Here is a 12,784-nt window from a genome sequence, read left to right on the forward strand (position 1 = left end):
CGGCACACCAAGGATCCGCGGTCGTCTACAGGCCGGCTCCGCGTACCGCCGCATGGATCTCGGCCATCCGGTCGAAGTACTCGTTCCGGTCGCGGGACACGTACGGCAGTGTCAGGTAGGCGTGCTCGATGCCGCCCGCGGCCAGTTCGGTGATGTCGGTTGTCACCTGATCGACGCTGCCGGTGAACGGCTGCCGGCCCTCGGCCGGAACCTCGACCAGGGGGCCGCGCAGCGAGACCTGGAAGATGCAGCCGACGGCAGTCGGTTCCCGTCCGGCGGCCTCGGCCATCTCCCGGATGAGCCCGAGCCCGGCCACCGCCTGGGCGGGCGAGATGCCGGTCGGCAGCCAGCCGTCGGCCCGCCGGGCGATGCGCAGCATCGCGGTCCCGTTGCTGCCGGCCAGATAGAGTGGGATGCGCCGGGCCGGCTTCGGGTTCACGTCGGCCTGATCGATGCGGTAACGGCCGGTGTCCACGGTGACCGGGTTCGTGCCCCAGACCGCTGCGGCGACGTCGAGGAACTCGTCGAGGGCGGCCCCTCGCTCGGCGAACGGGCGGGGTGACGCGGCCGCGTACTCGTCGATCGACCAGCCGCTTCCCAGGCCGGCGATGAACCGGCCCCGGCTCGAGTGGTCGAGACTGGCCATCGTCTTGGCCAGCTTGACCGGCAGGTGCAGCGGCGGCAGCAACACCCCGGTGCCGAGCTCGACCCGCCTGGTGACGGCGGCCGCCATGGCCAGCGTGACCAGGGGATCGGAGATGGCACTGTAGACGGCGGGCCACGGCAGATCGGGTACGCCGTACAAGCCGTGCGAACCGGTCTGATCGTGCGGGAACAGAACCCGCTCGAACGCCCACACGCTGTCGTAACCGATCTGCTCGGCGGCGCGGGCAGCCGCGACGATGTCCTCGGCGAGGTCGTAGTTGGTGCTTTGCGGAAGATTGACGCCCAGTTTGAACGGCACGACGGCTCTCCTCGGTCGGCGGATTCTCCCCACCCCGTCGTATCGGTAGCCGCTCGGCTCACCGGTGTGAGCGACGTCGCGGGTGAGTTTCCCGGCTCGCGGCGTCACGTACGGCGGCGTTCCCCTGTGGAGCGAGGTGGCTTTGTGAAGGCCGTTTCAACCGCCGTGGCATCGGGCATCGCCGCGCTGTTGGGCGGCGCGTTGACCGTGGTGGGGCAGTGGATCTCCGATCGAGGGTCGCAGCGGGAAGTGGCGGTGCGGGAGTCGGCCCAACGGGGCCGCCTACGTGCCGATGAGGAAAGACGCAACCTGTACGAGATCCAGGACCAGATGGTCGAACTCAGTGACTCCGTCGTGGCGATGCGGCATGGGGATTCCGCGGCGCGCCTCGACGCGAGTGCCTCGTTCTCGCACATGAGCCATCGCCTGCGGGCATTGCTCGAGCGGATCCCCAATGCGGCCATCCGTGACCTTCTGGCGCGATACGTCGAGGCCAAGCAGCAGGAGGCGGCGCAGCCCGGCTCCACCCCGCCGTCGGCGTTTTCGAGCGGCACATACGCCGACGCCCAGGTTCTGATCGGCTCGGCGATTCGTGCGCTGGATGAGCGCCGATGACGCGGCGCCTCACTCCGGCTCGGAGAGCAGCGGCAGCGTCGGGCGCCCGGCGGGCGGAACGGGGACGCGCTGACTGGTGACCGGGCGCTGAAGGGCGGCCAGCATCTGCTCCGGCGTGGGGCCCGCGGGCAGTTCGCTGAGCTCGCCGGTGCGCAGGCTGTCGAGGTGCAGAGCGACGAACCGGGCGGACGCGGTGGGAAGCTTGTCGGCGACGGCGGCGATGATGCCGGCGTTGGCCAGCAGCAGCGTGGCGACATCCTCGCCGGTGAAATCGGGGCGTAGCCCGCCGTTGGTCCGCGCGCGGGCGATGAGCTGATTCTGGGCGTGGAATATCCCGGTGCGTACGCGCTGGATGGCCGGTGACGGCGGCAGGGTCAGCGTCAGCACATCGGCGATGCTCCGGTCCTGTTCCTGCATCGCGCACAGCGTGGTGACGTACGCGTGGAACGCCTGCCAGGCATCGGACTGTGCGAGGCACTGAGTGAGCAGGTCGAGGCAGGCCTGACCGCGGTCGAGGAACACCGCCTCGATGAGCTCGGTGCGGTCTGGGAAGCGGCGGTAGAGCGTACCGACCCCGACGCCGGCCTCGCGCGCGATGTCTTCCACCGACGCCTGCATGCCGACCCTTGCGAACAGGGTCTTGGCGGCAGTCAGGATGCGCTCGCGGTTGCGGACCGCGTCACTGCGCAGGCGTGGAGGTGGCGGCACGTGACCATCCTAACAAACGGAAGATTGACTTCCGCTTAGTGGTACGGTCTGACTATCAAACGGAAGGCTATCTTCCGGATAAGAGAGGAGTGGTCCGATGTTCGACTCCGAAGTCTCACGTCCGTCCCGGCGCCAGATCCTGGGCGGTGTGCTGGCCGCCGGTGGCGCCGTCGCGGCGGCACCGCTGCTGACATCTGTTCCCGCCGCCGCCCAGGGTCTGCCGGCGACGATCTTCAGGACGGCCCCAACGGTGGACGTCTCGCACGCCAGCGCGGAAGTGGGCAAACTGGTCGCTTCGTACTTCCACGACAAGAACGCGGCGAGGCCCGACGCGACGATGGCGCACTTCTCGCGCGACCCGTTCGCCTACCTCGACGCCGCACTCGGCCTGTCGTTCGCCACCTGGCAGTCCCTCCTGGACTTCTTCCGGCAGGTCATGCCCACTTGGACCGCCCAGGTCAGGTCCTATCCCGTACGGATCCTCGGTGACGCCACGAGCGCACTGGTGTTCTTCGTCGAGTCGGCCGGGGCGTTCGGGCCCGCCGAGATCCGGGCCGCGGCCGCCGTCAACTTCCGCCGCGGCCTGATCGTCCGCAACGTCGACTACTGGGACGGACGCCATTTCGGCCTGAGCAATCTGGCCGCGGCGCAGCTTCCGAAGGACCAGTTCCCGGCGGACTGGCGCGAGTCGATCGTCGGTGAGACCGCGTCCCCGGTGATCCAGCGGGTCTCCCGGCGCCTCAACCACGCCTTCGCGACTGGTGCGGTGGACGATGCGGTCGCTCTGCTGGCTCCGGACGTGCTCTTCGAGGACGAGCCCGCCCACCTTCGCCTGACCGGCACCGCCGCGGTCGCCGGGTTCCTGCGCCGAGCCGGCGGTGACCTGCCCTACGCCCATGCCGGCGTGGCGGTCCGCCATGTCGTCGGCAGCGCCGAGGGCGGTGGGTTCGAGTGGAAGAGCGCGGGCCCGGTGCCGCGCGGCCTGACCGCCCTGGAACTCGGACCGGATTCCAAGATCACCCGGCTCACCGCGGTCTGGGACGGCGCTCTGGTCGACGATGCGCACCTCGTCCGCCTGCAGACCGCCTCTATCGAACACTAGAAGGAGGACGCGCTGCCCACTGAACTTCGAGGTGAGATCGGCCGACATGGTGGTGTAACCGATCTTGATGTGGTTGTCGCCGGGCCGGCCCTTTCCGCTTTCTCCGGGAGAACATCCCGGTCGCAACGAGATGGCCGACTACTTGAGCTCGTACGTGGACCATTTCCGGATTCGCGGCAGCGTCCTCGTCGGCGATCGAGACGACCGCCGGCCCGGCCGACACGGCCATGAGATCGGGAGCGAGCTGTTCACCGACCATCTCGGGGCTGAAGTTGATGCAGGCGCCGACAACCGCGTCGGCGCGGTCTGATCGGCCGTCGCAACAATGCTCGCGAAGTTCATCTCCTCGGGCCGTTCCCTGAGTCCCAGGTTTCCGGAGGTAAGACCTGCGCATTGCCGGACACGGATATGTGTAAACGGTTCAGCGACCGCGGTGTGACCGGCTCAGGCGGGAGTGCTCACCCGGCTGCCGGACCGCTGTCCCGTCGAGTCATCGAGGATCAAAGCTGATGGAAATCAACAGACGCCCGGTCGGCACCGCGCGAGGCGATGACCATTTCCAGGGGGAAGTGTGGATCGACCACCTCGTCCGGCCAGGGTCAGGATCGACACTGAGCATGCAGTCGGTCTACTTCGCCCCGGGCGCCCGTACCCCGTGGCATTCCCACCCGGAAGGCCAGATCATTCACGTGGTGGCCGGTTCCGGTCTCATTCAGGTACGCGACGGAGGAGCGACAGTGGCCATCGGCGCCGGTGACACCGTCGTGGCGCCACCCGGCGAATGGCACTGGCACGGCGCCGACCCGGACTCCGCGATGACCATGATCGCCGTCCAAGGCGCTGACCCGGCCGGCGCGTTCGTCCTCTGGGGCGATCCCGTGCTCGATGCCGACTACCGGGGAATGACCTGACCGTCGTCGTACACCTGCGCCCTGTCCCCGTCGCGTCGCGTCGACCGCCCGTAGGATGGTGGGAATGCGGATCGAGAAGCGGCTCGATGAGCTCGGGTTGCGACTGCCAGACCCGATACGGCTACCTCCCGGGGCCGTGCTGTCGTTCCCGTGGGTGCGGACGTTCGGCGATCGGGTCTTCGTCTCCGGGCACGGACCTTTGCAGCACGACGGGTCGCTGGCCGGCCCTTTCGGTAAGGTCGGTGCGGACGTGAGCGAGGAGGAGGCGTATGCCGCCGCGCGTCTGACCGGCCTGGCCATGCTGGCCAGCCTTCGCAAAGAGTTGGGCGACCTCGACCGGATCGCCGCCTGGTTGCGAGTGTTCGGCATGGTGAACACCGCGCCCGGATTCCATCGGTTGCCGGCCGTCATCAACGGTTTCTCCGACCTTGTCGTCGAGCTTTGGGGCCCGGAGGCGGGCAGTCACAGCCGGTCCGCGGTGGGCCAGGCCGAGCTGCCGTTCGGCATCCCGGTCGAGATCGAGGCCGAAGTCGCCATCACCTCGTGACGGCCGGGAGCGGTCCAGCGTCGACTCGAGTTCGCGGGCGGGCCGCCAGGTCGCGGCCCGCCCGCCCCCATCGCGGCGCGTTGTACCGATGGTTCGGCGAGTTGACGGGCAAGCGCCGCCGTATCACCCGGTAGGTAGACCCAACCGGCCGATGGCCGGGGGCGCCGCTTCAGAGGCGGTCCGGTGAGGACTGCGGCGGTCATGCCGGTCACGGGTGCGACGCTGGGGCGCAGGGTGTGGAGCGACACCATATGACGTCCGGCTGGGCTGGCGATGGTGGTCATCGAAGTACTTGCCTGCGCTCCCGTTCGAGGAGTCTCGTGGTCGTTGCCGTGGGGCGAGGTTCACATCGATTGATCTTCCGAAGAGCTCGGCCGATGACTTCTTTGAACATCCTTACTCAATAGAGGGAATGCCCGCTCATGGTTGAACACGCGATCGACACTGGCGCTGCTGCCGTTTCGGCGGCCGCGACCGGCGTGATGGTCGGATCCGGGCGTTGCCGGGGCATGCGGAGCGGCTGCTCAATGGGCAAGAACGAAAGTGCGTCGGACGGGGTACGCGATGTCTGACCGGACCTTTCCCGTCTCGGTGCTTGACCTTGCGCCGGTAGCCGCCGGAACCTCCCCCGCGCAAGCCCTCGGCCGGAGCGTCGACCTCGCCCGCCACGCTGAACGGCTGGGCTACCACCGGTACTGGGTTGCCGAACACCACAATATGGCCGCGAACGCCAGTTCCGCACCGCCAGTCCTCATCGCGCGGATCGCCGCCGTGACCTCGACAATGCTGGTGGGGTCCGGTGGCGTCATTCTGCCCAACCATCCCCCGTTGGCCGTGGCGGAGCAGTTCGGTACCTTGGAGGCCTTGTACCCGGGACGCATCGACCTCGGCATCGGACGGTCGCCGGTGCCGCCGGCCGTGGCCGCGGCCCTGCGCCGTCCCGGACACAGCGACGAGGGAGCCGCCTTCGGCGGCCAGCTCACCGAACTTCTCGGCTACTTCGCCGCTCCGGCCTCCAGGGATGCGGTCATCGCGGTACCGGCGGGCGCGGACAATCGTCCATCAGTGTGGATCCTTGGCAGCAGCCTCGCCAGCGCCCAGCTTGCGGCCAGCTCGGGCTTGCCCTACGCCTTCGCGCGTCACCTCAACGGTCATGCCTGCGTGCCCGCCATCCAAGCCTATCGTCGCGACTTTCGGCCGTCCGCTGTCCTTCAAGACCCGTACGCCATGGTGGCGGTGATGGGGGTCGCCGCCGAGACGGACGAAGAGGCAGCGTGGCTCGCCGGCAGCATCGGGTTGTTCGCCCTGCGGGCGCGCGACAGCGATTTCGGACCGCTGGCCTGGCCCGCCGAAGCGGCTGCGTACGACTACTCCTCCTCAGAACAGGAGTTCCTGCGCGGCCGGACTGCTTTCCACATGGTCGGCGGTCCCACGACGATGCGGCGGCTCGCCCACGAACTGATGGACGCGACCGGCGCGGACGAGTTGATGATCAGTACTCTCGTTGCCGATCACGCGGCCCGCATCCGATCGTACGAAATAGTCGCGGACATACTCATGTGACACCGACCGGCCGGCGGCGCACGCTATTTTCGTCCAGCTCAGAAGCGGTCTCCCCGTTGACGGCCTCCTCGCATCCGGATGCGGAGTCACACTGAAGCCGAGCCGGCGGATATCGCTCTTTTGTGGGTGGAGTGGCGGAATATCGCAGGCGCTGCCTTCACGAGCGGCACGCGTAAGCGCGCCGGTCGCCCCTTTCGCTGCGCCGGAGTGGTCCTGCTTCCCCGCCACCGTGCCGGGCCAGCAGCCCGCCCCGAGCTTCCGGAGATGCTGTACGGGCTTGCAAGCGCAGTGCATTCCGGCGGATCCGTTGCGACCGGCCGACTCTGCCGGGTTCGGTCTCGCGGATGCTGTCCGCCCGGCACGACGGATCAGCACGAACTCCTCACGGACCAAGAGCCGGTTTGAACTGCCTGCTGTGTGCGGCGGCGAAAATCGTCTCGGCTGCGGCCGGCCGCCCCTTCCTGTCAACCGGTCCCCATTCCGGCAGAGACAGACGGTCCAGCACCGGAGCGACGCCCCAATGCTGTGGATCTACTGCTTACTTGCGGCAGTATCCGGACGCACAAGTCCAATTCTTACTTCGCGGTGAGACATATCACGAATGGTAGGCCAAGGCAGTGGGATCGGTCGCAGAATGAGCAAGGAGCAGCATCAAGGAGAAGTAGGATGCACGGCGACCGGTCCGCCTGGCCGCTGCTCGCGTGCGGGGTTGTGTGCTGGAGGGATGTGGCGGCCGTGGCGAATATGAGCCTCGATGACCAGAGGTACTACTTCATGGGCCTTAACAGAAGGCTCAATCTATCGGCCGGTGCCGCTCTGATGATCCCAAGCCGTCCGGACATCGACGACATCCGTAGGACTGTTCACGAAGCAAGCCTCGCCGTTCCCGAGCTCCGCTGGAGGATACGGCGTCGACCACCCGTTGCCGGAGGCCCGGCCTGGGTGACCGACGTCCACTTCGATTTCAACCGGCACTTTCGTCATATCGACTTGGGCCATCCCACTTCTCTTGGCGGGATGCTACGCCTAGCCGACGACTTCCAGTCTCGTCCGTTTGATCTTCAGAGGCCGCTCTGGGAGATCTGGTTGTTGACGAATTCAGATACCTCGTCGCCATCCGCTCTGCTTTTCCGGATGCACCATTGCCTAGCCGACGGGGTCGGGATGAGGAATCTCGTTCATTCGCTGTTCGGTCAGGCCAGAACTCCGAGAAAGACTTCAGGTCAAACGCCCCACGACGACAGGCCAGGAAAGGCGTCGAACCATCCGGCACCAGCTCATGCAGGCTCACCCACACGGACAGCAAGAGAGCTCGGTCGGCTCTTGGCCGATCCGTCGGAACGGGCAGCCTTGTCGCGACGACTTACATACTATGCGCGTGGGCCCGTCGCCAAGAGAGTGCGGGACAACACGCCGGCCAGAAAGTCAATTCACTTCCGCATACCCGTAGAACTCTGGCGGGCAAGGGCGACGTTGGCTGGCGGTAACAACAATGATCTATTCATCGCCTTTGTTTCCCGGGTCCTACACCGGAGCAGGGCAGTCGGAGGCCGGCCGTGCTACAACCTTGTCATGCCGGCCAGTCGCCGGAGACCGGCCGACGGCTTATTAGGAAACCATACCGCGGACGTCACCATCTCGCTGAGCGGCCGGAAAGACATCTTGGCAGAATTGGCCGAGGCAAGACAATCTGCCCTACGGGGCCGACAAAAGGCTGCTAATGAAGCGCTTGGCTTCGAGCGTCGACTTATCAAGTGGCTCCCCGGCCGCGCACAGGGCACCCTTGCCCTCAATTTGTATGCTCGACCGGACGCGGTCGCCACGAACGTGCCGATGCCAAAAAGCCTTTTCGTAGGAGGAATCGAGGTGGACAAGGCATTCATCCATGCTCCGGCCATCGGATCTCCGCTGACTTTTGCGATTGCGACGTACGGTGGTTTCTGTCATATCAGCATCAACATGGACATCGGTGTCATCGCACGTCCCGAAGATCTGTACGTCGCGGCACGCGACGAATTGACCGACAATTTCGGAGTCCCTGGGGTGGAGATTATCACCGCATGGCGCCGAGCGCTCAGCCGGGAAGTCCGAGCGAATTCGACGCTCTCCCGATCATGGCACGGCGTCAGGGACGCGGACGCCGGCTCTGAAGACGGCTAGCACCTGACGCAGCCGAGCGAGGTCATCGAGCGGGTTCTTCCGCACGACGAGCAGATCGGCGTCCGCACCGGGAACGATCGCGCCCTTACGGTGGCCTACACCACACACCGTGGCCGCCACGCTGGTAGCGGCGGCCAGCGCCTCGCGAGTATCGAAGCCCCGGGACGACAAAGCCTGCACCCCGTACGGCAAGACGTCATGGGGTTTGAGCGCGTTGATACCGGCATCAGAACCGATCGTCAAGCGTGCTCCCCTCGCGTGGAGACTTCGGTACACGGCGAACATGGCATCGAGACGATCCAGGACGAAGGCAGGAAGCTGAGAAGTAGGTCCACCCGGCACAGTGCCCAAGGTGATGCTGACGACGGTGGAGCTGTCCGCGATGGCGTTGAGGAGATCCTCGGGTGCCCGCACCTCGCCCGCCTCGAAGAACGAGGCATGCTCGACGCTGTCGGCCCCCACGGCCACAGCATCCGCGATGGCATCCGTTCCGTGGGCATGCACGGCAACCGGAAGGCCGAGCGCGTGCGCTTCCTCGACGATGACCGCAAGGTCCGACCGGGAATACTGTTTCACCTCCGGGTCGGTTCCCGCAGTCATGGTTCCACCACTATCCATCACTTTGACGACATGGCAGCCTCGGCGGTGGCGTTCCCGCACGGCGGCTCGCAGCTCTTCTGGTCCTTCGGCGATCCCGCCGAGAAAGAAGCAGTGGCCGCCGCTGGTGGTGATGGGCGGCCCCGCGAACAGAATTTCCGGCAGGTCGGTCGCCGGTACCGGGCCGGTGGTGACGGCGGATGCCAGAAAGTTGCGGTCTCCCAGGTCGCGGACGGTGGTGATGCCGGCAGCCAAGGCACGCCGGGCTGCTGCACGCATGCGCTGTACCAGCGTCGCATCATCGGCGCCGGACAGCGAGGCGACGACATCGGTGCCGGCGTCGAACGCGAGATGGACGTGCGGGTCGATGAGCCCGGGCATCAGAAACGCATCGACGCCAAAGTCGAGCACGGGGACTCCGTCATCCGGAAGCTTCCCCAGGTCGTGCTGTACGGCGCTGATAACGCCGTCGGTGACGGTGACGACGGTTGGTCCGGTAGCCGATCGGCCATCGAACATGGCCGAGGTACGGAGATGAAACGAGCGCATGAGATTCCAATCCGGCCGGGCCCTTCGAGACGGTAGGTTCCGGCACTCCTCGACTGGTAGGTCGTTCAGTCGGCCGGCGAGTTCACCCAGCCGGATGAGCCCATCCGGCTGGAACCGTGGGTACTGACTGATGGAACACCGGTAGGTCGAGCCCTGAAGTCCGCGCTGAGGTGGTCTCGAACGGCCATGTGTCGGCGGACACTGGAAGCACGCCGTGGTCGAGCACACCGGCCGGCACCACGTGGCCGGCATCGCCGATGCCGGCCGGGGCAAGGGCGGCATCGGGCACCGCGAGTTCACCGTGGCTGCCCACGGCTTACCGGCCGGTCGGCGACCCGGCGAAGACGACCGCATCACCGTCGACGACAGCGTGGACCCGGTGCCCAAACGGCCAGTCCGGCGCCCAGGGCAAACGGCGGGACGGAGAACCGGCCGGACCCGCCGAGGCGGGCCATGTCCAGCAGCGCGGATGCGGCGTAGCCGCCGATCTGCAACCCGATACCGAGTGGAGGCCAGAAACCAGCGGGGCTGACGGGGAGGGCGCTGGACGATGGGCGGGATCAGCGCCCCCGGTAAACTGCTTGGAGCGATCGCGGCGTGGCCTGGCCGCCGAGCCCATACCGATCTTCGTCAGCACATCCGCTGTACGCTGACCGGGGAACGCGAAAGGTCAGGCCGCTGATTACGGCCTGACCTTTAAGGATCCGTCGCAACGGATGCGAGGTTCCAGTCGGTAAAGCTCACCGTTGCGGTGGAATTCCACCGATACTGGTGTCCGGAGCCCAACACGAAGGGTATTCACACGGTGATCGTGTCCCGTGAGCTGGCATGCGCGTGATCTTGTAGCAGTTCTGCTCGTGCCTCTTGGCGGGGCCATGGTGCGCCGCGCGTCAAGTACGGCCGACCCGAGCCCATCAGGCTGGGACCGGCCCCCGACGTCAACCACGCCGAGATCGGCTCACCGTTGATACGCCGTAACGGATGACTTGCCGACCAGCTCGACGCCTGCTCCGCAGCTGGCTACAGTTCGGGGTCCTACAGACGGACTTCGACCATGGAGCGCCAGGACCCCGGCGCAGTCGTGGCATTGGCAGGGCAGCCACCCTGGACAGCCGGTCGAAGCGCCACGGCCAGATTGGGACGTCCACGCCTCGTTCATGTAGGTACCCGGTCCTGCTCGCCGCGAGCGGTCATGCGGGAGGCGCGGCGAGGTACGTCATGCCTTCCACCCCACATTCCACCATCGACCAGCCACTGCTTTAATGCGATGGTTGGAGGCGACAAGATCAGATCTTGGTCAGCGCGGGCGCAGGGAAGGGGTAACACCGGAGATGCTCTACCGGCGGTGTGTCCATCCGGCACGGGCGCAGACGATTACAACCGGGAGCAATGAGGGCTGAGATGGGCGCCATCGATCGTGCTGCGTTTGATCGGGCAGTAAAGAATGTCGCCACCAGAGGTGACACCGATGTCTTCCCATTCCCCATCGAGAACCACGTCCTACACGACAAGAATGACGAAGTTGTAGATTTACTGATGCGCATCTCTAATGATTTTCGCGCATCTCTTTCAAACACGCCTATTACTCAACATTCATCGCTTGCCCCCGTCGGTTATGCGGGATACCGTTGGACCACGCAAATCGACCCTGCTTGGAACGCATATTTGTTGGGTCTAGTGACCTCCTTGGCGCCCGCCATCGAGCAGGCGCGGATTGATCCCGAGGAAAAGACTGTATTCTCGTATCGCTATGACAGTGATCCGGCGAACGGGCTATTTGAAGTTGACGGTTGGCGTAAATTCCAGGAACGCTGCCTTGATCTAGCTAGCCGGCATCGATTCGTGGTCAGCGTAGACATTGCCGACTTTTACACGAGGATATATCACCACCGACTAGAGAACGCGTTGCAGGAAGTAGATGATTCCAGTTTCGAACGTTCGAAGCAGATCATCTCAATCTTGACCAGAATCAGCGACGGAACATCCTACGGACTGCCGGTGGGAGGAAACGCGGCGCGCCTTCTGTCAGAGTTAGTTTTGAACCGTGTGGATCGACTACTGCTTGCTGAGAGTGAAGCTGGCGAATTCTGTCGCTATGCAGACGACTATCGATTCTTTGTCGACGACATGCAGTCGGCTCATCGATGCATCGGCATGCTATCCGAAAAGCTGATGCGAAACGAGGGATTCTCGCTACAGAAGGCTAAGACGCGAATATTCACTTCCTCCGAGTATGATCTAGTTACCGAATCTCAGCAGCAAGGGGATCCGGAGAGCGCCGGCCGCCGATTCCTCGGGTTGCGCCTTCATTTTGACCCGTATGCAACGACTGCGGTCGAAGACTACGACCGAATGATGGAGCAAGTGTCTGAGTTCGACATTCTGGGTATGCTTCGCGACGAGATAACCAAGGGCCGTATTCATATTAGCCTGACCAAACGGCTTGTTTCTGCGCTTCGCTATATGGACGAGGGAAGCAGGGCTCAAGCCGTCGTTTCACTGCTCGAAAATGTCGAAACGCTCGCTCCCATCATTCCGCAAGTGATGCTTGCGGTAAGGCAGTGCCTCGACGATATTCAAGATGAGGTTGCGGCAGCCGAGATCTTGTCCACCGTCCGAGGGCTAATAGATGATAACCATTACGTGGCCAAAAACGATTTAAACCTAGCGTACATCGTCAGAGTTTTAGGCGCACGCAAGGCAACCGAGAACGAACGAATGCTGATACGCATATACGGTGCAGCTCACGGATATGGATCTGAGTCCGCGCCGAACATTCAGCGAGACATCGTTCTCACAATGGCAAAGTGGGATGCGCGATACTGGTTAAGTGAGCGCAAGCGTTCCTTCGGACGCGACCATGACTGGGTGCGGCGTGCGTTTCGTGTCGCGAGCTTCAGCCTCGGCGACGAGGGCCGTCATTGGCGTCGGTCAAATAGGCCAACGGCTGGCTCTTTTGATGAAATCGTCGAGAGGTGGGCATCGGAACGTGCCAACCAGTCAGGTTGGTCGGTGCCGGTATGATATCCGTCCGTCGGTTTTCGCTTCAAGGCTCGGCATGGCGTCAA

At 64.9% G+C, this 12,784-nt stretch carries 11 protein-coding genes and 1 pseudogene; 9 read left to right on the forward strand and 3 right to left on the reverse strand.

Annotation, left to right across the window (positions count from 1 at the left end; translation table 11 throughout):
- Window positions 1–25: 25 nt before the first annotated feature.
- Window positions 26–964: a TIGR03619 family F420-dependent LLM class oxidoreductase gene (locus tag AB0J66_RS20195; protein ID WP_364662574.1), complete on the reverse strand. Its 939-nt coding sequence runs from the start codon at window positions 962–964 to the stop codon at window positions 26–28.
- Window positions 965–1,108: 144 nt separating this feature from the next.
- On the opposite strand from AB0J66_RS20195, the gene AB0J66_RS20200 reads away from it, so the two are divergent.
- On the forward strand, window positions 1,109–1,579 hold the full coding sequence (locus AB0J66_RS20200; protein WP_364662577.1) for a hypothetical protein: 471 nt from the start codon (window positions 1,109–1,111) through the stop codon (window positions 1,577–1,579).
- Between the two features lie 9 nt (window positions 1,580–1,588).
- Here the strand turns inward: AB0J66_RS20200 and AB0J66_RS20205 are convergent, their stop codons facing one another.
- Window positions 1,589–2,287 carry a helix-turn-helix domain-containing protein gene (locus tag AB0J66_RS20205; protein WP_364662580.1) on the reverse strand — a complete coding sequence of 233 codons (699 nt, stop codon included), beginning with the start codon at window positions 2,285–2,287 and terminating at the stop codon, window positions 1,589–1,591.
- Window positions 2,288–2,384: 97 nt separating this feature from the next.
- On the opposite strand from AB0J66_RS20205, the gene AB0J66_RS20210 reads away from it, so the two are divergent.
- The 7 genes and pseudogenes from AB0J66_RS20210 to AB0J66_RS20240 all read left to right on the forward strand — a co-directional run bounded on the left by AB0J66_RS20210 (window position 2,385) and on the right by AB0J66_RS20240 (window position 8,570).
- Entirely contained in the window at window positions 2,385–3,389 is a 1,005-nt protein-coding gene (locus tag AB0J66_RS20210; RefSeq protein ID WP_364662583.1) for a nuclear transport factor 2 family protein, read from the forward strand.
- 67 nt (window positions 3,390–3,456) lie between these two features.
- Window positions 3,457–3,699 carry a hypothetical protein gene (locus tag AB0J66_RS20215; protein ID WP_364662586.1) on the forward strand — a complete coding sequence of 81 codons (243 nt, stop codon included), beginning with the start codon at window positions 3,457–3,459 and terminating at the stop codon, window positions 3,697–3,699.
- A gap of 199 nt (window positions 3,700–3,898) precedes the next feature.
- Window positions 3,899–4,300, forward strand: a complete 402-nt coding sequence (locus tag AB0J66_RS20220) for a cupin domain-containing protein (RefSeq protein WP_364662588.1) — start codon at window positions 3,899–3,901, stop codon at window positions 4,298–4,300.
- A 64-nt stretch (window positions 4,301–4,364) separates the two neighbouring features.
- Window positions 4,365–4,847, forward strand: coding sequence for a RidA family protein (locus AB0J66_RS20225; RefSeq protein ID WP_364662590.1), 483 nt, complete (start codon window positions 4,365–4,367; stop codon window positions 4,845–4,847).
- A 564-nt stretch (window positions 4,848–5,411) separates the two neighbouring features.
- Window positions 5,412–6,410: an LLM class flavin-dependent oxidoreductase gene (locus AB0J66_RS20230; RefSeq protein WP_364662592.1), complete on the forward strand. Its 999-nt coding sequence runs from the start codon at window positions 5,412–5,414 to the stop codon at window positions 6,408–6,410.
- Window positions 6,411–7,229: 819 nt separating this feature from the next.
- A pseudogene (locus tag AB0J66_RS20235) lies at window positions 7,230–7,898 on the forward strand (wax ester/triacylglycerol synthase domain-containing protein); the annotation flags it as partial.
- Window positions 7,899–7,982: 84 nt separating this feature from the next.
- Window positions 7,983–8,570, forward strand: a complete 588-nt coding sequence (locus AB0J66_RS20240) for a WS/DGAT domain-containing protein (RefSeq protein WP_364663020.1) — start codon at window positions 7,983–7,985, stop codon at window positions 8,568–8,570.
- Here AB0J66_RS20240 and AB0J66_RS20245 read toward each other — a convergent pair.
- The gene (locus tag AB0J66_RS20245) at window positions 8,523–9,716 is read right to left on the reverse strand and encodes an amidohydrolase family protein (RefSeq protein ID WP_364662594.1); all 1,194 of its coding nucleotides are present in this window, start codon (window positions 9,714–9,716) and stop codon (window positions 8,523–8,525) included. The two genes, AB0J66_RS20240 and AB0J66_RS20245, sit on opposite strands and share 48 nt — an antisense overlap.
- Window positions 9,717–11,117: 1,401 nt before the next feature.
- Between AB0J66_RS20245 and AB0J66_RS20250 the strand changes: the two genes are divergently transcribed.
- On the forward strand, window positions 11,118–12,740 hold the full coding sequence (locus AB0J66_RS20250) for an RNA-directed DNA polymerase (RefSeq protein ID WP_364662596.1): 1,623 nt from the start codon (window positions 11,118–11,120) through the stop codon (window positions 12,738–12,740).
- Window positions 12,741–12,784 lie beyond the last annotated feature (44 nt).

Source organism: Actinoplanes sp. NPDC049598 (genome assembly GCF_040675435.1).
In the GTDB taxonomy this organism is placed as follows: domain Bacteria; phylum Actinomycetota; class Actinomycetes; order Mycobacteriales; family Micromonosporaceae; genus Actinoplanes.

Excerpts from the sequence above, each read along its gene's own strand:
- AB0J66_RS20245 (WP_364662594.1), bottom strand. The coding sequence starts at position 9,716 with ATGCGCTCGTTTCATCTCCGTACCTCGGCCATGTTCGATGGCCGATCG.
- AB0J66_RS20240 (WP_364663020.1), top strand. The coding sequence starts at position 7,983 with ATGCCGGCCAGTCGCCGGAGACCGGCCGACGGCTTATTAGGAAACCAT.
- AB0J66_RS20225 (WP_364662590.1), top strand. The coding sequence starts at position 4,365 with ATGCGGATCGAGAAGCGGCTCGATGAGCTCGGGTTGCGACTGCCAGAC.
- AB0J66_RS20210 (WP_364662583.1), top strand. The coding sequence starts at position 2,385 with ATGTTCGACTCCGAAGTCTCACGTCCGTCCCGGCGCCAGATCCTGGGC.
- AB0J66_RS20220 (WP_364662588.1), top strand. The coding sequence starts at position 3,899 with ATGGAAATCAACAGACGCCCGGTCGGCACCGCGCGAGGCGATGACCAT.
- AB0J66_RS20230 (WP_364662592.1), top strand. The coding sequence starts at position 5,412 with ATGTCTGACCGGACCTTTCCCGTCTCGGTGCTTGACCTTGCGCCGGTA.
- AB0J66_RS20215 (WP_364662586.1), top strand. The coding sequence starts at position 3,457 with ATGTGGTTGTCGCCGGGCCGGCCCTTTCCGCTTTCTCCGGGAGAACAT.
- AB0J66_RS20250 (WP_364662596.1), top strand. The coding sequence starts at position 11,118 with ATGGGCGCCATCGATCGTGCTGCGTTTGATCGGGCAGTAAAGAATGTC.